Genomic DNA, 20,269 nt, shown 5'->3' on the forward strand with positions numbered 1-20,269 from the left:
GCCGCGCCCACGCGGCGGAGCCGCACACGTCGCAGCCCCGCGCCTTTACGGGGCGCTGTCCTACGGGGCGCTGTCCTCTTCTTCGTCCCGTCCGTCTCCGTCGGAGACCCTCAGCACCTCGTCGATCCGGTCGAAGCTCAAGCGCTCGACCGCGGCGCTGGCCGCGATGATGAGGTCGCCGCACAGCTCGATCTCGGCGAGGGCGACGTGGTCCTGAACCGCCGTGCCGCCACGCATCGGAGCCACGCTCATCACCTCTTCCTGACGGACCCGTTCCGGCCGGTACCGACTTCCTAGAGTAGGGAGCGGTCTACACAACGCGCATGGCACGGACGGACCATTTCATCCAGCCGTACGCGACTACTGCTCGGCAATCTTCCCGGCGAAAATGTCCTTGTCGGCCGGAAGTCGCACCTCCGCGGGCGCCCCGAAACCGTAGAGCAGGGTCGTCGACGCGACATTCGCGTCGGCCACTTTGAACTGCTGCCGCATCTTCCGTGCCCGCCCCCGCTCGTCGAGATAGACGTCGAAGGGCACGCCCTTCCTGCTGAACCCTTTCCCCGCCGCGGCGGCGAGCGCACCGCGCTGACCTGCGGAGGCCGCCGCGGCCGCGCGCCGGATGTCGGCCACCCCGCGGTAGTGCCGCACCTCGACGCCCCCCACCCGCTCATCGCCCACATACGTCACTTCCCTTGCGCCGCGCAGCAGTTCGGCGGCGGCGAGGGGATCGGTGGCGCCGCCGGTGACGAGGTTCCCGTCGGAGAGGGAGCGTGTCTCGATCCGCACCCACTTGTCGGCGGGCACACCGGCCCCGCGGTTCTTCATGTAGAGCGCGCCCGCGGTCAGCAGTTCGGTGATGGGCCGGTGCCCGTCGTCCCCCGCGGGATCCTGCGGGAGCACGACCTCGAACCGTCCGCGCTGCCGCCCGAAGTCGTACACCCCCCGGCCTCTGATGGTGACGCGCGTCCCCCCGCTGGCCATCTCCATCGACGTACTCGCCTTGGAACTCCCCGCCCGCACCAGGGAGTCGGCGGTCCGCCGCACCGCGTCCCCGGGGTCGCCCGCGCCGTGCGCGTCGGCGGCGGCGCCGCTGTCCGAGCACCCGGCCGCGACGGCCATCAGCCCCACCGCCGCGAACGCGGCGAACGCTCCACCCGTGCGCCTGTGCTGCTGCCCCATCGCTTGTCTACCCCCAAGCGTTCCTGCGCCCGTCAACGGCCGGCGTCGTTCCGCATAACGACCGGTACGTTGACCCGTCACGCGGATGGGCGTTAACCCGAGGTCGGTACGGTGACGGCGTGGCCGATCAGGATGACTCCGCACCCCACCGCACGACGACGGTCGAGAAGGGCCGTTTCATAGCCGCCCAGTGCACCTGCGGCTGGCGCGGCCCAGCCCGCAGAGCCCGCAGCAAGGCACGCCTGGACGCCACGGAACACGAGGCGCACCCCTAAGGCCCGCCCGTCGGTCTTCCCCCCGGCCCTCCCGTGGCGCACTCCCGGAACGGGGTACGCGGAACCCAGCGGTCCCGCACATCGTCTCGTTCTCCGGGAAACAACGGGAGGCGTCATGGAACGGCGTACGTTCATCGGTACGACAGCGGCCACACTGGCCGCCGCCACGGTCGCGGGCTGCACCGGCGGCAACGGCAACGCGAGCGGCAGCGGCACCGCGTCGCAGAGCGGCGGCGGCAGCAGCACCCCGATCAGGACGTCCAGCGCCGCTGCCTCCTCCCCCGCGACCCTCAAGGCCCTCGCCAAGGACCTGGACGGCACACTCGTGCGGCCCGGCGAGACCAAGTGGGCGGCGGCCCGCCAGCTGTACAACACGCGGTACGACGACCTGAAGCCCACCGCCGTCGCCTACGTCGCCCACGCCGACGACATCCGCACCGCCTTCGCGTACGCCCGCGCCCACCACACGCCCATCGCGATCCGCAACGGCGGCCACTCGTACGCCGGCTGGTCCTCCGGCACGGGCCGGCTCATCATCGACGTGTCGAAGCTGAGCAAGATACGGGCGAGCGGGAACAGCGCCACCATCGGCGGCGGCGCCAAGCTCATCGACGTCTACCGCTCGCTCGCCGCGAAGGGCGTGACGATCCCCGCGGGCTCCTGCCCCACCGTCGGCATCTCCGGCCTGACCCTCGGCGGCGGCCACGGCGTGGTCTCCCGGGCGTACGGCCTGACCTGCGACAGCCTCACCTCCGCGAAGCTGATCACGGCAGACGGCAAGGAGCTCACCGCCTCCAAGTCCGAGCACAAGGACCTGTTCTGGGCGCTGCGCGGCGCGGGCAACGGCAACTTCGGCGTCGTCACCGAGCTGACCTACCGCACGCACCCCGCGCCCCAGGGCGTCTCCGCGTACATGACCTGGCCCTGGTCGAAGGCGGCCGCGGTCGTCAAGGCCTGGCAGGAGTGGGGCCCCGGCCAGCCGGACGAGATCTGGTCGTCCCTCCACCTGGCCAACACCCCCGGCGGCACCCCGAACATCTCCGTCGCCTGCTTCTCCCTCGGCACGTACGGCGAACTCCAGAACGCCGTCGACCGCCTCGCCGACAAGATCGGCGCCCCCGCGCGCAGCGTCTCCCTCAAGCGTCGTACGTACGAGGAGTCCATGGAGGTCTACGCCGGCTGCTCCTCCTTCGCCGCCGACGCCCAGTGCCACCTCCCCGGCGCCACCCCCGGCCGCAGCCCCCAGGGTGTCCTCAACCGCGAGACCTACGCGGCCAGTTCGGACTTCTTCGACCGTTCCCTGTCCGCGGCGGGCATCCGCGCCCTGCTCTCCCAGGTCGAGAACGTGACGGGCGCGAGCGCCGGCAGCATCGCCCTCACCGCACTCGGCGGCGCGATCAACCGCGTCGACCCCACAGCGACGGCCTTCGTCCACCGCCGCTCACGCATGCTCGCCCAGTACATCGCCTCCTGGCGCGCAGGCACCTCCAAGCCCGCCCAGTCCTGGCTCAAAAAGGCCCACACGGCAATGGGCCGCTACGCCACCGGCGCGGCCTACCAGAACTACACCGACGCCACGCTGACGAACTGGCGCGAGGCGTACTACGGGGCGGCGGCACCGCGCCTGAAGAAACTGAAGAAGCAGTACGACCCCGGGCGGTTCTTCGACTTCCCGCAGGCGCTGTGAGAACGCCGGGCGGGCATTTCAGCCTGTCCGGCGTTTGAGGACGAGCTCGGCGCAGCCGGCGATCCCCGCGCCGAAAAGCAACGTCACCCGTCCAGCAGCCGCCGCAACCCATTCGGCCCCACCCGACACGCCCTCAGGTGGCCCACTCCGCTGGACAGGAGTGGCGTGAGGGCATGACCCCACGCATAGCCGCCGCCACGGCGACAGCCGCAGCCACCGTGCTGCTCAGCCTCGCCGCAGGCGCAGGCACCCCCGCCTTCGCCCTGGACAAGCCCACGGAGCCGGGCCAGCTGACGCTCATCGACACCCCCAAGGGCAAGGCCCTCGCCGACAAGGACGGCAACCCGCTCTACACGCGGGACGCCGACAAGCCCAACACCCCTGACTGCACCGGGGATTGCGCGACCAACTGGCCGGCCGCGATCGGCTATCCGACCAAGGCCGACGACGTCACGGGCCAGACCGCGCAGACCGAGGACAACGCCCAGGACGCCGACCAGCCCCAGGTCATCTACGAGACCAGGCCGCTCTACTACTTCAAGAACGACGAGAAGGGCCAGGACCCCAAGGGCCAGGACGTGGCGGGCTGGAGCCTGCTCGGCGCCGACGGCAAGGAGCTGGGCGAGGCCGCGGGCGACACCACGGACGAGTCGGCGTCGCCCTCCCCCGACGCGACCGCCCCCGACGGATCCGCGTCCCCGGACGCCTCGAAGTCCCCCTCGACCAACACCTCCGCGAACGCCTCGGCGACCCCCCTGCCGACGACGCCCTCCACCAAGGAGCCGAGCGACACCGGAAGCGGGACGGACACCGGCACCGGCACGGACACCGGCGCGCTCCGCGCCACCCCGTCCGGCGCGGCCCGCGGCGGCGCCGACCACGCGTCGGCCGCCGACGAGCACCCCGAGGCGGGCCCCCTCGCGTTCGCCTCCGCGGGCGTGACCGGAGCCGCCGCGGGCGCCGGGATCTGGCTGCTGCGCCGCCGCCGTGCCCGCGACAGCGAGGCGGAGCACCGCTGAGCGGCGGCCGTACGGCGCGGGCGGTGACGGCGGTGACGCCCCTGCTGCTCGCGACGGCGGCGGTCCTCGCGGCCGCGCCCGCCGTGGGCGACCGGACGCCGGGCCGGGGCGACCGGGTGCGGATCCCGGCGATCGGCGTGGACGCGGACGTCCTGCCGGTCGGCCTGGACGGCGGCGGCGCCCTGGAGGTGCCCTCGTTCCGGGACGCGGCGAAGGTCGGCTGGTACACGCTGGGCCCGCGCCCCGGCGCCCGCGGCCCCGCCGTCCTGGTGGGCCACCGCGACGCCCCCGCGGAACCGCCCGGCAGGGGCTACCGGGACGCCGTCTTCGCCCGCCTGGACCGGCTCCGCCCCGGCGACCGGATCGAGACGACGACATCGACGGGCCGACGTACCGCCTTCGAGGTCACGGCGGTGGACACCTACCGCACGACGGCCTTCCCCACCGACAAGGTCTACGCCCCCGCGGCCGGCCCCCAGCTGCGCCTGCTGAGCTGCGGCGGCCGCATCGGCGGCGACGGCCACTGGGACTCGAACGTCGTGGTGACCGCGGAACTCACCGCCCGGCCACCGGCAAGCACCTAAGCGGCGAGGTCCCGCTCGTCCGGGTCCTGTGCGGCGCCCGCGGGCGAGGAGGCGCCGGGCAGCGCGGCCACCGGCTCGGCCGGGCGGGCCCACACCAGGCGGCCCACGCGCGCGGTCCGCCCGACGGCCTTGGCGAGCGGCGTGAGCAGCGCCATGGCGAGCGGCGAGAGGAGCAGGGCGACGGCGGTGCCGAGCGCGAAGCCGCCGACGACGTCCGTCGGGTAGTGCACGCCCATGAAGACCCGGCAGAAGCCTTCGAAGACGGCGAGCGCGATGCCGACGAGGCCGAACTTGCGGTGGGCGACGAAGAGTCCGGCGCCGATCGCCATGGCGAGTGTCGCGTGATCGCTCACGAAGGAGTAGTCGGTCTTGCCGTCGATGAGGAGTTCGATGCCGCGGTGGTCGACGGCGGGTCTCGGTCGCTCGACGAAGCTCCGGATGGGCACGTTGACCAGCACGGCGATGCCCGCGGCGAGCGGCGCCCAGACGACGGCGGCGACGGACGATGCGGCGTCGTCGAGCGTGCCCCGCTTGCGCTGGCCCCACCAGCACCACACGACGAGGAGCACGAGGGCGAGCAACAGTCCGTACTCACCGACGAATTCCATGACGCGGTCGAGCCACCGCGGGGAGTCCTTCGCCAGTCCGTTGATGTCGTAGAGCAGGCTGACGTCGGGGTTCGACCCGGATTCATCGAGTCCAGCCATGGCGCTGCGGCCCCTTGTCTCCTAGCCCATGGGCGCACCCTTCTGTGCGCCCTTCCATCAACCCCCGTGGTTGGTCGGTCCAGTCAAGGGAACGCCTGGTCCCCTCTCCTACGTTCCACTCTCCACCGAAAGATCACTCAGACGTTATCGAAGAGAGATACATCGCCGCAGCTCAGGGGGAGTGATTTAACGGAGAGTTCAAGCCACCTCACGCCCCGGATTCGCTTCCGCGCGCCCCGCGGAGCCTCCTCTCAGGCCTCGGCGGGCTTGGTCGGCAGAGCCTTCGCGCCGTCCTTCGTGACACGAGTCGCGCCAAAATAATCGGGGGTGTCGACGGGGTCGAAGCGGATCACGGCACCCGTCCGCGGGGCGTCGATCATGTAGCCGCCGCCGACGTAGATCCCGACGTGCCTGATGGCCCGTGAGTTGGTGAGGTCGTCCGAGAAGAAGACCAGGTCGCCGGGGAGCAGTTCGTCCCGCTTGGGGTGCGGGCCCGCGTTCCACTGGTCGTTGGCGACGCGCGGCAGCGTGATCCCGACGGACCGGTAGGCGGCGAGGGTGAGCCCCGAGCAGTCGAAGCGGCCGCCCTGGTCCGCCGTGCCGTTCCCGCCCCACAGATATTCGGTGCCGAGCTTCTTCTGCGCGTAGTAGATGGCACCTGCCGCCTGCTGCGAGGGCTGCACGCGGCCCACGGGCCTCGCGAAGCTCTTCGACAGGGTGGTGATGGTCTTCACGTAGTTCTGCGTCTCGCGGTACGGCGGTACGCCGCCGTACTTGATGACGGCGTACGCCCCCGCGTTGTACGCGGCGAGCATGTTCTTGGTCGGATTGCCCGGGGCGTCCTTCACATAGCCCGCGAGCTTGCAGTCGTACGAAGCGGCGGACGGGATGGCGTCCTCGGGGTCCCAGATGTCGCGGTCGCCGTCACCGTCGCCGTCGACGCCGTGCGCGGCCCAGGTCCCCGGGATGAACTGCGCTATCCCCAGCGCCTTCGCCGGACTCTTGGCCCGCGGGTTGAACCCGCTCTCCTGATACAGCTGGGCGGCGAGCAGCGCGGGGTTGATGGCCTTGCAGAGATTGCCCCACTTCTGCACGAGGGGCTGATAGGTGGCGGGCACGGCCCCCTTGGCGAGCCCGACGGCACCGCCGCCCGCCCCGCTCGCGAGGCTTCCCGCGGCCATGTACGTCCCGACGACGAGCAGCGCGATGAAGCTGAGGGCACCGCCGATCCCGACGGACGCGACCAGCCACGCCTTACGCACCGTCAACCACCCCTCACCCACCGGGAGACCGCCGCCGCTCAGTGTAGAGGCCCCGTGCGAAAGTGGCGTGGATCATTCATGGAACCCCTCGCCGCCCGCGGACAACACCTCACGTGACGTACTCATTCTCAATGCACGCCCGGATCAGGGCCGGAGACCCGGAGGCGTTCCGCGAGCTGTTCCGCGACCACTCCCAGCTGGTCTACCGGCACGCGCTCCGCGTGAGCGGCGACTGGGCGACCGCCGAGGACGTGGTCTCGCTGACCTTCCTCGAGGCGTGGCGACTGCGCGGAAAGCTGCGCGACGAGGGCGAGACCCCCCGCCCCTGGCTGATGGGCATCGCGGTCAACGTGCTGCGCAACACCTCGCGCGCCGCCCGCCGCTACCGCAACGCGGTGGACCGCGTCCCCGCGGCGAGCGCCGTCCCCGACTTCGCCGACGAACTGGTCGGCAGGATGGCGGACGCCGAGCAACTGGCCGCCGCGCAGGCGGCACTGAAGCGGCTGCGGCGCGGCGAACGCGAGGTCTTCACCCTCTGCGTCTGGTCGGGCCTCGGCTACGCGGAGACCGCCGAGGCCCTGGGCGTCGCGGTCGGCACGGTCCGCTCGCGCCTGTCCCGCGCGCGCACGCGGCTGCGCAAGCTGGCGGAGGAGGAACTGGCGACGGCGCGAGCGATACGCGCGGCTCACGAAGAAACCATGGAACCGCCCCGAAAGGGCGGACAAGTACAGGTTGACCGCATCGAGGCGGTCAGGTCGGAGAGGGAGGGAAACGAATGAAGCGCCCCGCATGGAGCCGTGGTCTCCGGTCGCGCCAAGAGCCGCTCGACCACGCCGAGTTGGCCCGGCTGCTGCCGGCACCCGGCGACCCGGCCCTGCCCGCCGACCGCCAACTCCTGCTCGAGAGGCACCTGATGACCCAGATCCAGCAGCAGACGGGCCCGTCATCCCCCGAGTTCCCCGCCCCACCCGCGGGCCCGCGCCCCCGCCCCGTGCGCCGCGCACTCCTGATCGGCACCCCGATCACCGCCGCGGCCCTTGCCGTGGCCATCGCGGTCAACGTCACCGGCGGCTCGGGCGGCACCGACAGCGACACCGCGAACCTCAGCGAGACCGCCCCCGTCGTCCCCCTGGAGCCGGGCACCACGAAAACGGTCTCCACCGTCGCGGAGAAGGCGTCGCGGGCCGCGGAGACGGAGAAGTACCCGGTCCCGCGCCAGGACCAGTACATCTACGTCAACAGCAAGGTCTCGTACCTCTCCATCGACGTGAACGTCGACACGGACAAGACGAAGACGACCGTCCAGAAACTGCACCCCCGCGAGGTCTGGCTCTCCCCCGACGGCCTCAAGGGCTGGCTGTACGAGCCCGGCTTCCAGCCCGAGGAAGGCATCACGCTCGACGGCGACGTCGAAGGCTGGTCGTACAACAAGGTGAGCAAGCTCCCCACCGCCACCGACGCCCTCCTCGAGCGCATCTACGCCGACACGAACGGCCAGTCCTCCCGCGACCAGCAGGCCTTCGACACCATCAGCGAAATGATCTCCGAACAGATCGCCCCACCCAAGATCAGCGCCGCCCTGTACCGCGCCGGCGCGAAGATCCCCGGCGTCGTAGTCGTCGACCACGCCAAGGACGCCGCAGGACGCGCAGGCATCGCCCTGGCCCGCACCGACGAACAAACCGGCGAACGCACCGAATGGATCTTCGACAAGAAGACGTACGAGTATCTGGGCAGCCGGGGCGTCCAGGTAAAGGAAGTCGACGGGGTGAAGCCGGGCACGGTGGTGGAGCGGACGGCCATCCTGGACCGCCGCATCGTCAACGAGAAGAAGTCCCGGGCGGTGGCGTCGGGGAGCTCGACGTGAAGTGACGTGGCCTGACCCGCCCCACGGTAGCGGCCCTACCCTTACCCGGGAGCACTCGCGGATTTGCGCCCCCCAACCGCGAAGGCGCCCGGGGCTCGGGCTCCCTGCCCATCGGATCTTGACGTTGAGCGATGGTTATGAGCCAAGAGTGATCAGGAGCAGTAAATTCCGCCTGGTATATGCCCACATGCTCCATCGCTCGGCGACCCCTCGGCTGGTATCGACCATCCCCCATGGATAGCTTGGTTCACTCCAGAGAACCCCCGCCCCTCAGGAGCTGACCGTGAACCGCCGCCCCACCCTGCTCGCAGCGGCCGCCCTAACCGCGGCCGCGGTCCTCTCGCTCTCCGCCTGCGGAGGAGGAGATGACGAGTCCAAGGACAACGACAAGATCGCGGGTGCGGACTCGGACTCGGGCAGCAAGAAGAGGGAGTTGCCGTCCCCGAAGGCGTCGGAAGACGGGGTCGATCGGCCGGAGATCAAGCTACCGAAGGACGTGGAGAACGTCTTTGAGGGGGGCAAGACCGGTGATTCCAAGAAGGATGCGGTACTCGCCGATCACGAGCGGATGCTCAACTCCATCGACGAAGCCATCACCGTCCACGCCAAAAGCCACCCTGCGCTGAAGTTCTACTCGAAGGGTGATGCACTCCTCAGCGCAGGTCGGTACGTCGAGTCGTTCTACAAGGCCGATACGACCTGGGTTGGCGAAACTCGGTACTTCAACCGCGAGGTCACCTTGCTCAAGGGAGGAGCGGCCGCAGTGACGTATTGCGGTGACGATACGAAGGCCTACAGCAAGGATCGCAAGACCGGCAAGGTCGATAGGTCGGGCGACTCGGACGACTCGAACGACTTCACCTTCTACAACACCCGTATGGAGAAGAACTCCAAGGGCGTGTGGCAGGCAGCGCGAATCATCTCGGATGAGTCGTCAGAGAAGTGCCAGCGGTGAAGCGAACCCAGCTCCGCACCTTGATTGTCTCGGGCCTGGTCCTGGCAGCGATGGCGACTGTCACCCCTGCGCATGCCCGTGACAAGAATCCAGGTGCCGCCCTCGGCAGCGCGAAAGGCGATCGCCAGGAAAAGAACCTCACCGTCGAGACAAAGGTCCAAACGACGGTCGAGGGCAGCCCGAAGTCCGCGAAGACCGGCACGCTCAGCCCAGCCAACACCGACTGGGATCCGCCTGCTTGCTGGTACGAACCGGCGTACTCCCCGAAGCAGATCGAAGCCGCAGTCAAGGCAATCCGGCAGATCGAGGTCCTCGGGATCGGCGACTTCGTGGGCGGGATCTTCGACTCGTACTTCAAGGACGGCCACCCCTACAAGAACTACAACCTCGACAAGCAGGGCGAGGGACAGTTCTGGGCGGCAGCCGTCGACGACGAACGCAAGGACGAACCAGAGGCCCAGGCCTGCGACAAGATGCCCTTCTGGGTGCCCAAGGGCACGACGCCCAAGGAGCCGCTCGCGGTCTCGCCCAGGATCCTCGCCGAGTACGCCTACGGCCAGATCCCGGTCCCGGACACCGAGATTGAGATGGCACCCGAGGGAGAGACGAAGGTCAACCTGCCGACCTGGGTGTGGCTCGACAAGGCCAAGTTCAAGAAGATCTCGGCGACCGCGACCCTTCCGGGAACGGGCCTCTCCGCGACGACGACCGCAGAGCCCGTCTCCCTGAGGCTCGCCCCAGGAACGGGGGATGCCGAGACGTACCCCGCCTCCGGCGAGTGCCCGATCGGGGACGACGGCCGCATCGGCACACCCCGGGCCAAGGGCACACCGGCGGACACCGAACCGCCGTGCGGAGTGCGCTATCTGCGGTCTTCTGGCGACGGCTCGTACGAGCTCGGGGCCACCATCACGTGGCGGGTCACGTGGACGAGCACCAATGGCCAAGGCGACAAACTGCCCCCCGGTGAGTTCGGCGCGGCGCAGGACGTGGTCGTAGGCGAGATCCAGTCCATCAACCGCTGACCGCAGCCGCAACCACGCACAGGAACCGGACGACAGCATGAGTGACCTCCGCCTCGACGGCACGATCTTCGAGGACCTCAAGAAGACGTTCTCCTCGGTCAGCGACCGCATGGACGCCGCGCGCCGAACCCTCAAGGGCACCGACGGCTCGGTCGTCGGCGCCGGGAAACTCATCGAGGACGTCCACGAGTTCGCCGATGAATGGGGCTACGGCGTCAAGCAGCTCGGCAAGCACACCCAGGGCGCCGTCAAGATGATCAACAAGATCGACGAGGAGTTCAGCAAGCTGGACCAGGCCCTCGCCGAATCGCTCAAGTCGGCGAAGAAGTCGGCGAAGAAGAAGGGCAAGTAGCGTGGGCGCCAAGCGGCCCGCGTTCCCGCACATAGGCTGGGACCCCACCCCGGGCAACGTCGAGGACACCCGCGACCTGGCCAAGAAGCTCGGCGGGCTCGCCTCCGAACTCGGCTCAGCCGTCCGCGACTTGGAGCGGATCGAGTGCGGTGCGTGGAAGGGCAAGGCCGCGCTCGCCTTCACCGAGTACATCGGCGAGGACGTCACCCCGCTCATCCGCAAGAGCCACGAATCCTTCGACAAGGCCTCGCGCGCACTGCACCGGTGGGCCAGGGAACTCCAGGACTTCCAGGACGAGGCCGACCGCCTCGAGATCAAGGCCGGCAAGAAGCTGGACGCCCGGTCGGAGGCGAAGCCCAACAGCAAGGAGTCCGGCAAGGCGTCGGGAGAAGTCGACGAAGTCATAGGCGACGTCCACGACCTGGAGGACCGCTACGCCAAGGCCGCCGGAGCGATCAGCAAGGAACTCGACAAGGCCGGTGACATCGCCCCGGACGAGCCCGGGTTCTGGGACAAGCTCACCAAGGGGGTCGCGGACGCGTGGGACGCCGCCGGGAAGTGGCTCAAGGACCACGCCGACCTGATCAAGCTGATCGGCGACCTGCTGAGCGACCTGACCGCGGTCCTGGGACTCCTCGCCATCGTCACACTCCCCTTCCCGCCACTCGCCGCGATCTTCGGCACGGCGGCGCTCATCACGAGCGGACTCGCGCTGGGGGCGCACGGGCTCGCCAAGTTGGGCGGGGCCGATGTGAGTTGGGCGGCGATGGGGTTGGACGCGGTGGGGCTCATGCCGGGGATCGGGGCCTTCGGTAAGGGAATCAAGGTGGCCGGCAAGGGCCCGGCGCTGGCCAAGGCTGCCGCGCTCGGCAAGGGGTTCAAGGCCACCAGGCTCGGCGACGCGCGCATGCTGCTGTCTACCGGCGATGCCGCGAAGGACGTTATGGGCGGACTCAAGCTCCTGCCCGGCAAGGTGGTGCTCGGCGGCACAGCCAAGGACGTCTACGAAGTCGCGCATGCGACCAGTGGCGCGATGTCGCGCATGGGAGGCATCGCCAACCAGGGATATCACGCAGGTCAGTGGATTGGTTCCAAGGGAGCCAACCTGCTTCCAGGGGTGAACATCAATCCTCTGGGAGCCGGTATCGCCATGGACGCCGGGCTGAAGATCTTCCCCAAGATCACAAGCATTCATCAGCACGTGGGAGACGCCCTCTTCCCTGGCGACCAGTTCGAGAAGTCGGCCTCAGGCAACTGAGCGTCCAGCTCGGAGTGCCAGAGTGAGTGCGAATGGCAGTGGCCCCAGAATCGAAACACAGGAAGACGGATATGCACATCTGGCAGCCTGACCCCGGCGAGATCCTCCTAGTCCGCACTCCAGTCACCTTTGCAACGGGCGAAGCCATGCCCGTTTCCGGCATGCGCTGGTTCCGCGACACCGAGCGCAATGACATTCAGAATGAACTGCCGGGCTGGCCCGAAGGGCCCGTGTACACCGCCCGTTCGACGGGCAACTCGCTTGCGCGGAATATCGGCAAAGGCGGAGGCCTCGCCCTGTTCGCCGTCATCATGGGCATTCTCACCGGAGGCGGAGGCAGTGGTCCTTCCCCCTCTAAGTCTGGTAAGGCGACATCCGACGACCGCGCCGACGAGATCGAGGACTTCCCCGTCATGTGGGCCGCCCCCGGCACTCTCGCCCGCACCCTGCCCTGGCAGCTGGACCCCGCCCGCACCCCCGACCAGGAGCGCTATCGCACGCACGCGATCGTCACCGATCGTCGAATGGTCATCGTCGGGCTTCCTGTCCACAAGAAGGACAGGACGATCATTGAGGACGAAGTCCTCTGGGAGGCCCCACGGTCCACTATCAGCCAGGTAGAGCCGAGGAACTTCCGCAACGAACGGGACGTCAAGATCGGCTTTATCGATGGCTCATGGTGCAGGCTGAGCGCCCTGTCCCGGAACGATCTCACCCGGTACCTGACCCCCGCCCTCGACTTGATTCCCCTGGGCTCTCTAACGCAGGCACAGCGGGATGCCGTCGACAACTTCCTCGCTACCGCTCACGCGCCGGACCTCTCTGAACCCTTCGTCACACGCCTGCCGTGCGGGCACTACCGAGCCGAGGCTCTGGTCCCGAGCGAGCTCGACGCATTCTTCGGTGCCGGCAGCCGCGACCTGAGCATGAACGTCGACGGCAGCGAGTTGGAGTACGCCGACTACCACCCCGAAGACTTCTGAACTGCCTCCGAACCAGACCGGGACGCTTTCACCCCATGACATTTCCGACCGACCTTCCAGCCACTCCGGCCGAACAACTCGAGCCCCCGCCCATCTGGTTCAACGTCCCCGACGGCTTCTACGCTCTTCCTCTCGCAGCCACACCAGAGGAACGTGCCGAACGCGCTCATGAGTTCGTACGCGGCCTCTACTCCCGCGGAGACGAAAGCATCTGGGAGCCCGCCGCTCCGTATTACGCGGGGCTGGCCGAGCTGATGGCGGACACCGGAGTCTCCTACTCGGCGATGGGCCTCTTCTCCACGGCGGAGGAGTCGCAGGAATCGGAAGAGGCGAACGACAGCGAGGTCCAGGACAGTACCGGGACCGAGGCCAGACACGAAGGCTCCCACGGCGTCGTCCAGTGCGCGTTCACCGTTGCTGCCATCCCGACCGACCAGGCATCGGGCGACACGGAAACCGTCGCCCAGGGAATCCTCGCGGTCCTCTCCAGCGCCCCGCACAACGACGCCCGCTGGCTCGACCTGCCCTGCGGCCCCTCGGTCTCCTGCGTCACCCTGACCGAGTACAAACTGAACCCGGAGATCACGGCGACCGGCGAGGCGACGGATCTCCTCACGGGACAGATCCAGGTCCATGTCCCCTTCCCGACAGGGCCATTCACCGCGATCTTCACCCTCTACACCGCGTCCACGGACTACTGGACCGAGTTCTGCAACATCATGTCGGCGATCCTCCAGACGGTCTCCTTCACCGAACCGGGCGAAGACGATGCCGAAGCCGACGGCGTCCCGATCACCGAGGCATGACCTCGGCCCACATCAGCTTCCCCGCATGGTCCGTCCCCACGGGGTAAGCCCCCCATCTGTCCGCACAAGCCCGCACGAGGTGCAGCCCCCGGCCGCTCTCCGCCATGTCCGGCGGATGGTGCCCGGTGGCGGGCCCGCGCTCCCCGAACCCGGGCGGAATCTGCGGGTTGGAGTCCCACACGGCCACGCGGATCCCCTCCGGGGAGGAGGAGCGGAGGCGCAGGGCGTAGGGCCCGTCGGTGTGGCAGTGGGCGTTGTTGAGCAGTTCCCCGGCCAACAGCTCGGCCGTGGGGGCGAGTTCACCGAGGCCGTACGTCTCCAGGACCGCGCGGAGGGTGGCGCGTGCGATTCCGGGGGCGCGGGGATCGTGGGGGAGTTGGAGGGTGTAGGTCCAGGGCGGGGATACGGTGGGCGACATGGAAGTCTCCGTTCAGACAGGGCAGTTGTCGGGTGTGCCCAGTGACGTTGCCGCTCCGTCGAGCGGGGTGCTTCCGGGCGAGGCGCCGAAGCAAACGTAGCGCTGCCGGATATATTCTTCACCCCATTCCGGGTGAGACTAAAAGCAACCACTCGTGTGAGTGACGCGACAGCACAGGAGCAGCAGGCATGGCCGTGAGAAGCAACCCGACGGGTCGTCAACTCCGGCTCGGTGCCGAGCTGCGCAAGCTACGCGAACGTGCGGGCCTTACCTCGACAGCGGCAGCGCAACTGCTCGGCATGAAGCAGGCGCAGGTCAGCAACATGGAAACCGGACGGGTCGGAGTGAGCGCCGAACGGGTACGGACGCTGGCCTGCCACTACGCCTGCTCGGACAGAGCCCTGGTCGAAGCCATCGCCGACATGACTGGTGACCGTAAGCGCGGCTGGTGGGAGGAGTACCGGGAGATCCTGCCCGCCGGTCTACTGGACCTCGCCGAGGTGGAGCACCATGCCACGCACCTGTGCACAGCCATCACCGCGCACATCCCCGGCCTGCTCCAAACCACCGACCACGCCCGCGAGTTGTTCCGCCAGGTCGTCCCCGAGTTCCCACCGCCGGATGTGGAGCACCGGGTGTCGTTCCGCATCAAGCGCCAGGCCGTCCTCTTCCGGGATCCCTCAACCCCGTACCTGGCGATCATCCATGAAGCCGCACTCCGGATGCAGTTCGGTGGACCCGGCGTGGCCAAGGGGCAGTTGGAACACCTGCTGGGCATGAGCGAGCGGGACGACATCACGGTGAAGGTGTTGCCCTTCGCTGCCGGATCCTTTCCGGGATCCGGCCAATCGATCTTCTACTCCAGTGGCCAGGTCCCCCAACTGGATACGGTCCACCTCGACCAAGCCCACGGCCCCGCGTTCCTCGACGCCGAGGCTCAATTGGAGATGTACCGCGTTCTCCTCGACCGCGTAGAAGCCATTGCCCTCGATCCTGCGAAGTCACGGGATCTCATCCACAACCTGATCCGCGACCTGTGAAGGGAACAATATGCCCCACGACCACGCCTGGCAGAAGTCGTCCTATTGCGGGCAGGGCGACTCCTGCGTACACGTCGCCGCAGACGCGACCGGCACGATCAAACTCACCGAAAGCAGCGACCCCACCGGAGCGATAGTCCGCACCACCCCGGAGGCCTTCTCGGCCCTCATCCGCACCACCAAGCGGCCCGCAGGCGCCGAACCGGCCTGAGGGGACGTGGGGGTATGTGCGAACGGAGCACGGTGCGCCACCGTGACAGGGAATCCCGCCAAGGGCGCCCGCCCCGGGATGGCGAGTACGCACATACCCCCGCGGCCCCGCCCCACAGACGAACCCACAGCGCCGACGCCAGCCCCCACCCGGAGAAGCGGAAATGACCGAGACGCCCCGCCCCGAAACCCCCGCCCACCTCGACTGGATCCGCGCCGCCCCCGACGACGAGGAGGGCCCCGGCCCCTGGATCGAGATCGCCTTCGGTGAGGGCGACGCCGTCCACCTCCGCGAGACCAGCGACCCGGACACCGTCGTCACCACCACCCAGAAGAAGTGGGACGCCTTCGTACTCGGCGTACAGGCGGGCGAGTTCGACCACTTCGTGGAGGGCACACCAGAGGGGCCCTGAGCCCCGCAGAAAACTGATGGCCCTCCCCCGGACACCCGCTGCTACGGTCCCGCCATGTCTATGCCTGGCCCCCAAGAACCCGTAACCGCCCAAGACGTCACCCACGCCGTCCGCCTGGCCGTAGCCGCCCTCCGCGCCGCCCCCGCCGACGCGGACTGGACTGCCAAGGCGGACGGTCTCGACTGGGACTGCTGGGAAACCGTCGAGCACCTCGCGGACGACCTGTTCGCGTACGCCGCCCAACTGGGGCCCGAGACCCCGCCCCTGGACACCGAGGTCCCGTTCCTCTGGTACCGCCGCAGGCACGGCGGCCCCTCCAACGTCACCTTCGCCGACCGCGAGGCCGGTGTCGCCGGGCTGCTTCAAGTGGTGGAGTCGTGCGGCGCGCTGCTGACCGGCATGGTGGCGACCACGCCGTCGACGGTCCGCGCCCACCACGGCTGGGGCGTCTCGGACCCGGAGGGCTTCGCCGCGATGGGGATCGTGGAGACGTTGGTCCATACGTACGACATCGTGGGCGGCCTCGGCATCCGCGACGTCTGGGACCCGCCCGCCGACCTCTGCGCCCGCGTCCTGCACCGCCTCTTCCCCGACGCCCCGACGGACACCGCCCCCTGGCCGACCCTCCTGTGGGCGACGGGGCGTGGCGAGCTGCCGGGACAGGCGCGGCTCGACGAGTGGCGCTGGTACGGGGCACCCCGGGCCTGACACCCATACTCGCCCCCGGGCCCACCTCCATCCCCGGACCGGCCCCGCACCCGACAGACACGTCCCACGCCCCCATCCCAGAGCCGGAACATTTCCGCAGGTCAGACCCCGTTTGAGCGTTCCAGCGTCCCTGATCGTCCGCCGTCCCTTGCCCCGTCCCCACGGCACCCGCTTCTCTGTTGCCGGGCCGGAAACCGCGGCCTCTCGTACCGCTCGGATCAGCGCCGGGCATGACGCGACACCACTCACCTCACGGGGACCTGATGAAGATCAAGCACGCCTCCAAGACCCTCCTCGCCGGCCTCGCGCTGCTCGGCTCCCTCTCGCTCACCGCGTGCAACGGGGACGACGGCACGGACACGACGGGCTCGGGGAGCGACTCGGTGCCGAGCGCGTCGGCGGGGCAGGAGGGCGGCAGCGGAACGGGTGGAAGCGGCGGTTCCTCGGACAAGGGCACGGGCGGCGAAGGCGGCGGTTCGTCCGACAAGGGCAGCGGTGGCGGCAGCGGCGACGGCACCGCCGCGGGCACCGGCTCCAACGAGAACGGCAAGGTCGGCATCTGCCGCAGCGACGAGCTGGAGGTCAGCGCCGTCGACAACACCACCGACAAGGAAGAGGGCGTCGTCACCGTCGTCTTCAAGAACGGCGGCGGCCGCGACTGCACCGTCAGCGGCTTCGCGGGCGTCGACCTGAAGACGGCCGCGGGCGACTCCCTGTCCGCGGAGCGCAACGAGGACAAGCCCCCGACCGACGTCATCAAGGACGGCGAGTCCGCCGCCTTCAACATCCTGTTCCCGGTCAACAACTCCGGCGGCTCCGGCGTGCGCGTGTCCAAGATCCTGGTGACGCCGCCGAACGAGACGAAGACCGTCACCGTCGCCTGGCCCGCGGGCTCCCTCCCGGCCGAGAACCCGGACTCCCAGGCCCTCACCGGACCGATCCGGATCAGCCCGGTCGGCAAGGTCAGCGACTCCCCCAGGGGCTGACCGACCGAGTAACCCCTGTGCCCCTTGCGGCCCTTGTGACCAGGACGTACCTCCTGGTCACAAGGGCCGAAGCCGTTCCCCGACAGCCGATTGACGTGCCCTCAGCCTTCCTCGAAGGTAGGGGAATTGGGCGATATGAGGCTGCCTCGCGCTGCCTCGCGCGCCGCCGCACGGTCTCACGGCCGCCGCGCGGTCCGCGGCGAGTCCACGGCTGGGGGGAGCCGACGATGCAACCCGGTGACGAGCACGCCTCCGGCCCCGGAGGACAGGACCAAGAACCGGGCACCTTCGGCCCACCCCCCACCTTCGGCCCACCGCCCCCGCTGCCGCCTCATCCACCCCAACCGCCCCAACACCCCCAACACCCATCCCAACACCCCCAACAACCGCCTCACGACCCCCTCCACCCCCTGGCCGTAGCCCTCCTCAACCTCACCGGCCTCGGCCTCGGTTTCGTCCTCATGCGCCGCTGGTACCCGGCCGTCCTGTGCTGCGCCGCGACCGCCGCGCTCCTGTTCCTCGCGCTGCCCGCCGACGTCGACGGCGTCCCCGGCGGCGTACTCATCGGCTACGTCGCCGTACTGCTCCTGGCCGCCGTCGCGGGCGCGCAGCGGGCGACGCGCGTGCCGAGCGGTTGGCGGCTGCGCGGCCCGCTCGCCGTCGGTCTGGGCGTCGTCCTGCTCGCCGTCCCCGCGTCCGCCGCCTTCGCGTACGAGGGAGCGCGCGACGAGGCGGTCGAGCGGATGCTCCTCGGCCGCCTCGCCAAGGCGGACCGCATCGTCACCGCTCTCGACGGGAAGGCGTACGACAGCGCCACCGCCCAGCGGTACAAGCGGGCCATGGCCATCTACCGCGGCCTCGCCGACGACCACCCGGACTCGAAGGCCGCGGACCGGCTGCCCGAAAGCCTCGACGCGTACTACAAGTCGGTCGCCGCACCGTTCGCCGCCAAGAAGTACTGCGCCGCCATCACCCCCCTGCAGCACCTGCGGACCGTCCCCGACACCCTCGGCAAGGAGCATCTCGGCGCCCTCGCCACCTGGCCCGACGACCGCCTCGCCACCTCGCTCTACGAATGCGGCACCGCGGGCCTCGGCCGCCGGGCCGCCGACGCCCCGCTCCGCGAACTCCTCCGTACGTTCCCCGAGTCGGACCAGGCCGCGAAGGTCGAGCCCGCGCTCGAAGCGGCCATCGCCACCCGCGAGGCCGCCCTCAAGGGCGCCGAGCCCTGCGCCGCCGTGGACGAACTGCGCGCCATCGGCACCACCGCGAACGCCCTGCCCGACGCCCGGATCGACGCCGACGCGCTGCGCGGCGACACCGATCGCGCCGTGGAGAAGGGCATGTACGCCTGCGGCGTGGACGAGTTCAAGGACGACGAGTTCGCCGATGCCGCCCGGACGATGAAGGACTTCGCCGCGAAGTACCCCGGCAACGGCAAGCGCGAGCGGGCCAAGGACATCGCCGTCGCCGCCGAGATCGCCGCGGCTCGGCCGAGCGCGGGCCGCCGTCTGCCCCCGGCCCGCTCCCCCGGCGGCGCCAGGGTCGAGTTCGAGGTCGCCAACCTCGGTCCCGGCGCGCTCGAAGTCCTCTACACCGGCCCCACCACCGGCCGCGTCAAGCTGAAGGACTGCGCGTCGTGCCGGATCTTCGCCGACAAGCCGCAGGGCGACAAGGCGTGCCGGGCCGGCGTCTCGAAGTATCCGAGGACCACGCTGCGGCTGCCCGCGGGCGAGTACCACTTCCTCTACAAGCGGGCCACCGTCCGCGATCGCGCCGAAGGCGCGCGCCTCAGCGCCTCCTACCGCTACACCGACTGCTCCTTCGTGACCCGCGGCACCGCCGGGCTCGGGCTGACTTAACACCTGGTCAGAGGCACGCCGGGCCGTCATTGCCCGGCGTCATCCTGCGTGATACACAGAGTGACCAGACCTCACGCACGAGAAAACGTACGAAGTCAGCCAACGAATGACGTCAAGGCGGCATGCGCGGGCCCGATTGTCGGCGAGAATGAGCTGTCCTCTGCACTGAGGTAGGCAGAGGTGCCAGAACAACCCACTAGGGGCGGTGAGTTACACATGCTTATGGCAGCCGAAAAGGGCGACATCACCACCATCATCGGCGGGATCGCCCCCGACTGGGGGCCCTTCGGGAGCCTGGGCAACGAGGCACGCGTGATGATCGAGGTCGTGATGGCGATCGCCATCCTCCTCTGTCTCGGCATTGCGATCTGGGGCGCGGCGAAGCAACGCATCGGCGCGACGGCGCTGCGCGACACCTTCAGCGCGGAACAGGGCAAGGGCCTGATCATCGCGGGCCTGACCGGCGTCTTCATCATCGGTTCACTCGGCACGCTGTTCACCATCGTGTACGGCATGGCGGTCTGACCTTGAACTGCACGGCGGTCTAGCGGTCCCACCCACCGACCGCTCCCCACGTCCCCTTCTCCCCACGTCCCCCTCCTCTCCCTGTCCCCCCTCTCCCCACCCGTCCGTCGTGCCCACCGGCTGAGGTTGCAACCCCCTGATGTCGAGT

Annotated in this window: 24 protein-coding genes; 19 read left to right on the plus strand and 5 right to left on the minus strand. The window is 69.4% G+C overall.

The window, feature by feature from the left end; all coding sequences use genetic code 11:
• Positions 1-60 precede the first annotated feature (60 nt).
• Positions 61-255, minus strand: a complete 195-nt coding sequence (locus ACFWZ2_RS18820) for a hypothetical protein (RefSeq protein WP_384546961.1) — start codon at positions 253-255, stop codon at positions 61-63.
• 105 nt (positions 256-360) lie between these two features.
• Positions 361-1,179: a hypothetical protein gene (locus ACFWZ2_RS18825; RefSeq protein ID WP_384546963.1), complete on the minus strand. Its 819-nt coding sequence runs from the start codon at positions 1,177-1,179 to the stop codon at positions 361-363.
• Between the two features lie 119 nt (positions 1,180-1,298).
• Here ACFWZ2_RS18825 and ACFWZ2_RS18830 point away from each other — a divergent pair, with 119 nt between their 5' ends.
• The 4 genes from ACFWZ2_RS18830 to ACFWZ2_RS18845 all read left to right on the plus strand — a co-directional run bounded on the left by ACFWZ2_RS18830 (position 1,299) and on the right by ACFWZ2_RS18845 (position 4,744).
• On the plus strand, positions 1,299-1,454 hold the full coding sequence (locus tag ACFWZ2_RS18830) for a hypothetical protein (RefSeq protein WP_384546965.1): 156 nt from the start codon (positions 1,299-1,301) through the stop codon (positions 1,452-1,454).
• Positions 1,455-1,569: 115 nt separating this feature from the next.
• On the plus strand, positions 1,570-3,141 hold the full coding sequence (locus ACFWZ2_RS18835; protein ID WP_384546967.1) for an FAD-binding oxidoreductase: 1,572 nt from the start codon (positions 1,570-1,572) through the stop codon (positions 3,139-3,141).
• A gap of 173 nt (positions 3,142-3,314) precedes the next feature.
• Entirely contained in the window at positions 3,315-4,160 is an 846-nt protein-coding gene (locus ACFWZ2_RS18840; RefSeq protein WP_384546969.1) for a hypothetical protein, read from the plus strand.
• 23 nt (positions 4,161-4,183) lie between these two features.
• Positions 4,184-4,744 (plus strand): sortase domain-bontaining protein, encoded by a 561-nt coding sequence (locus tag ACFWZ2_RS18845; protein ID WP_384546971.1) that lies wholly within the window; start codon positions 4,184-4,186, stop codon positions 4,742-4,744.
• Here the strand turns inward: ACFWZ2_RS18845 and ACFWZ2_RS18850 are convergent.
• Positions 4,741-5,451 (minus strand): phosphatase PAP2 family protein, encoded by a 711-nt coding sequence (locus tag ACFWZ2_RS18850; protein WP_384546974.1) that lies wholly within the window; start codon positions 5,449-5,451, stop codon positions 4,741-4,743. The two genes, ACFWZ2_RS18845 and ACFWZ2_RS18850, sit on opposite strands and share 4 nt — an antisense overlap.
• Positions 5,452-5,702: 251 nt before the next feature.
• On the minus strand, positions 5,703-6,713 hold the full coding sequence (locus tag ACFWZ2_RS18855; protein ID WP_384546976.1) for an NlpC/P60 family protein: 1,011 nt from the start codon (positions 6,711-6,713) through the stop codon (positions 5,703-5,705).
• 131 nt (positions 6,714-6,844) lie between these two features.
• Between ACFWZ2_RS18855 and ACFWZ2_RS18860 the strand changes: the two genes are divergently transcribed.
• The 8 genes from ACFWZ2_RS18860 to ACFWZ2_RS18895 all read left to right on the plus strand — a co-directional run bounded on the left by ACFWZ2_RS18860 (position 6,845) and on the right by ACFWZ2_RS18895 (position 13,959).
• Positions 6,845-7,492: an RNA polymerase sigma factor gene (locus ACFWZ2_RS18860; RefSeq protein WP_384546978.1), complete on the plus strand. Its 648-nt coding sequence runs from the start codon at positions 6,845-6,847 to the stop codon at positions 7,490-7,492.
• Positions 7,489-8,580 carry a CU044_5270 family protein gene (locus ACFWZ2_RS18865; protein ID WP_384546980.1) on the plus strand — a complete coding sequence of 364 codons (1,092 nt, stop codon included), beginning with the start codon at positions 7,489-7,491 and terminating at the stop codon, positions 8,578-8,580. The genes ACFWZ2_RS18860 and ACFWZ2_RS18865 overlap by 4 nt, the downstream gene beginning before the upstream one ends.
• 283 nt (positions 8,581-8,863) lie before the next feature.
• Positions 8,864-9,535, plus strand: coding sequence for a hypothetical protein (locus ACFWZ2_RS18870; protein WP_384546982.1), 672 nt, complete (start codon positions 8,864-8,866; stop codon positions 9,533-9,535).
• Entirely contained in the window at positions 9,532-10,560 is a 1,029-nt protein-coding gene (locus tag ACFWZ2_RS18875; protein WP_384546984.1) for a hypothetical protein, read from the plus strand. Before ACFWZ2_RS18870 ends, ACFWZ2_RS18875 begins: the two co-directional genes overlap by 4 nt.
• A 37-nt stretch (positions 10,561-10,597) precedes the next feature.
• Positions 10,598-10,912, plus strand: a complete 315-nt coding sequence (locus ACFWZ2_RS18880) for a hypothetical protein (RefSeq protein ID WP_384546987.1) — start codon at positions 10,598-10,600, stop codon at positions 10,910-10,912.
• A gap of 1 nt (position 10,913) precedes the next feature.
• Positions 10,914-12,170: an enoyl-CoA hydratase/isomerase family protein gene (locus ACFWZ2_RS18885; RefSeq protein ID WP_384546989.1), complete on the plus strand. Its 1,257-nt coding sequence runs from the start codon at positions 10,914-10,916 to the stop codon at positions 12,168-12,170.
• 71 nt (positions 12,171-12,241) lie between these two features.
• The gene (locus ACFWZ2_RS18890) at positions 12,242-13,153 is read left to right on the plus strand and encodes a hypothetical protein (RefSeq protein WP_384546991.1); all 912 of its coding nucleotides are present in this window, start codon (positions 12,242-12,244) and stop codon (positions 13,151-13,153) included.
• Positions 13,154-13,188: 35 nt separating this feature from the next.
• Positions 13,189-13,959, plus strand: coding sequence for a hypothetical protein (locus ACFWZ2_RS18895; protein WP_384546993.1), 771 nt, complete (start codon positions 13,189-13,191; stop codon positions 13,957-13,959).
• Here the strand turns inward: ACFWZ2_RS18895 and ACFWZ2_RS18900 are convergent.
• A complete protein-coding gene (locus ACFWZ2_RS18900; RefSeq protein WP_384546995.1) occupies positions 13,946-14,377 on the minus strand; it encodes an ATP-binding protein in 432 nt (143 codons plus the stop codon). The genes ACFWZ2_RS18895 and ACFWZ2_RS18900 overlap by 14 nt on opposite strands.
• Positions 14,378-14,565: 188 nt before the next feature.
• Between ACFWZ2_RS18900 and ACFWZ2_RS18905 the strand changes: the two genes are divergently transcribed.
• From ACFWZ2_RS18905 to ACFWZ2_RS18935, 7 genes are all read left to right on the plus strand, one after another.
• Complete coding sequence (locus ACFWZ2_RS18905) at positions 14,566-15,417, plus strand: helix-turn-helix domain-containing protein (RefSeq protein ID WP_384546997.1); 852 nt, start codon at positions 14,566-14,568, stop codon at positions 15,415-15,417.
• A gap of 10 nt (positions 15,418-15,427) precedes the next feature.
• Positions 15,428-15,628, plus strand: a complete 201-nt coding sequence (locus tag ACFWZ2_RS18910) for a DUF397 domain-containing protein (RefSeq protein ID WP_384546999.1) — start codon at positions 15,428-15,430, stop codon at positions 15,626-15,628.
• A gap of 163 nt (positions 15,629-15,791) precedes the next feature.
• Entirely contained in the window at positions 15,792-16,040 is a 249-nt protein-coding gene (locus ACFWZ2_RS18915; RefSeq protein WP_384547001.1) for a DUF397 domain-containing protein, read from the plus strand.
• 54 nt (positions 16,041-16,094) lie between these two features.
• Positions 16,095-16,748 carry a hypothetical protein gene (locus ACFWZ2_RS18920; protein ID WP_384547003.1) on the plus strand — a complete coding sequence of 218 codons (654 nt, stop codon included), beginning with the start codon at positions 16,095-16,097 and terminating at the stop codon, positions 16,746-16,748.
• 263 nt (positions 16,749-17,011) lie between these two features.
• On the plus strand, positions 17,012-17,734 hold the full coding sequence (locus ACFWZ2_RS18925) for a DUF4232 domain-containing protein (protein WP_384547006.1): 723 nt from the start codon (positions 17,012-17,014) through the stop codon (positions 17,732-17,734).
• 461 nt (positions 17,735-18,195) lie between these two features.
• Positions 18,196-19,596 carry a tol-pal system YbgF family protein gene (locus ACFWZ2_RS18930; RefSeq protein ID WP_384547008.1) on the plus strand — a complete coding sequence of 467 codons (1,401 nt, stop codon included), beginning with the start codon at positions 18,196-18,198 and terminating at the stop codon, positions 19,594-19,596.
• A 216-nt stretch (positions 19,597-19,812) separates the two neighbouring features.
• Positions 19,813-20,121: a hypothetical protein gene (locus ACFWZ2_RS18935; RefSeq protein ID WP_055570172.1), complete on the plus strand. Its 309-nt coding sequence runs from the start codon at positions 19,813-19,815 to the stop codon at positions 20,119-20,121.
• Positions 20,122-20,269: the final 148 nt, after the last annotated feature.

This window comes from Streptomyces sp. NPDC059002 (genome assembly GCF_042740435.1).
Taxonomy (GTDB): Bacteria; Actinomycetota; Actinomycetes; order Streptomycetales; family Streptomycetaceae; genus Streptomyces.

Coding starts and splice junctions, on each gene's coding strand:
- ACFWZ2_RS18865 (WP_384546980.1), top strand. CDS start 7,489: ATGAAGCGCCCCGCATGGAGCCGTGGTCTCCGGTCGCGCCAAGAGCCG.
- ACFWZ2_RS18915 (WP_384547001.1), top strand. CDS start 15,792: ATGACCGAGACGCCCCGCCCCGAAACCCCCGCCCACCTCGACTGGATC.
- ACFWZ2_RS18835 (WP_384546967.1), top strand. CDS start 1,570: ATGGAACGGCGTACGTTCATCGGTACGACAGCGGCCACACTGGCCGCC.
- ACFWZ2_RS18930 (WP_384547008.1), top strand. CDS start 18,196: ATGCGCCGCTGGTACCCGGCCGTCCTGTGCTGCGCCGCGACCGCCGCG.
- ACFWZ2_RS18925 (WP_384547006.1), top strand. CDS start 17,012: ATGAAGATCAAGCACGCCTCCAAGACCCTCCTCGCCGGCCTCGCGCTG.
- ACFWZ2_RS18825 (WP_384546963.1), bottom strand. CDS start 1,179: ATGGGGCAGCAGCACAGGCGCACGGGTGGAGCGTTCGCCGCGTTCGCG.
- ACFWZ2_RS18880 (WP_384546987.1), top strand. CDS start 10,598: ATGAGTGACCTCCGCCTCGACGGCACGATCTTCGAGGACCTCAAGAAG.
- ACFWZ2_RS18905 (WP_384546997.1), top strand. CDS start 14,566: ATGGCCGTGAGAAGCAACCCGACGGGTCGTCAACTCCGGCTCGGTGCC.
- ACFWZ2_RS18900 (WP_384546995.1), bottom strand. CDS start 14,377: ATGTCGCCCACCGTATCCCCGCCCTGGACCTACACCCTCCAACTCCCC.
- ACFWZ2_RS18910 (WP_384546999.1), top strand. CDS start 15,428: ATGCCCCACGACCACGCCTGGCAGAAGTCGTCCTATTGCGGGCAGGGC.
- ACFWZ2_RS18895 (WP_384546993.1), top strand. CDS start 13,189: ATGACATTTCCGACCGACCTTCCAGCCACTCCGGCCGAACAACTCGAG.
- ACFWZ2_RS18890 (WP_384546991.1), top strand. CDS start 12,242: ATGCACATCTGGCAGCCTGACCCCGGCGAGATCCTCCTAGTCCGCACT.
- ACFWZ2_RS18840 (WP_384546969.1), top strand. CDS start 3,315: ATGACCCCACGCATAGCCGCCGCCACGGCGACAGCCGCAGCCACCGTG.
- ACFWZ2_RS18850 (WP_384546974.1), bottom strand. CDS start 5,451: ATGGCTGGACTCGATGAATCCGGGTCGAACCCCGACGTCAGCCTGCTC.
- ACFWZ2_RS18920 (WP_384547003.1), top strand. CDS start 16,095: ATGTCTATGCCTGGCCCCCAAGAACCCGTAACCGCCCAAGACGTCACC.
- ACFWZ2_RS18935 (WP_055570172.1), top strand. CDS start 19,813: ATGCTTATGGCAGCCGAAAAGGGCGACATCACCACCATCATCGGCGGG.
- ACFWZ2_RS18860 (WP_384546978.1), top strand. CDS start 6,845: ATGCACGCCCGGATCAGGGCCGGAGACCCGGAGGCGTTCCGCGAGCTG.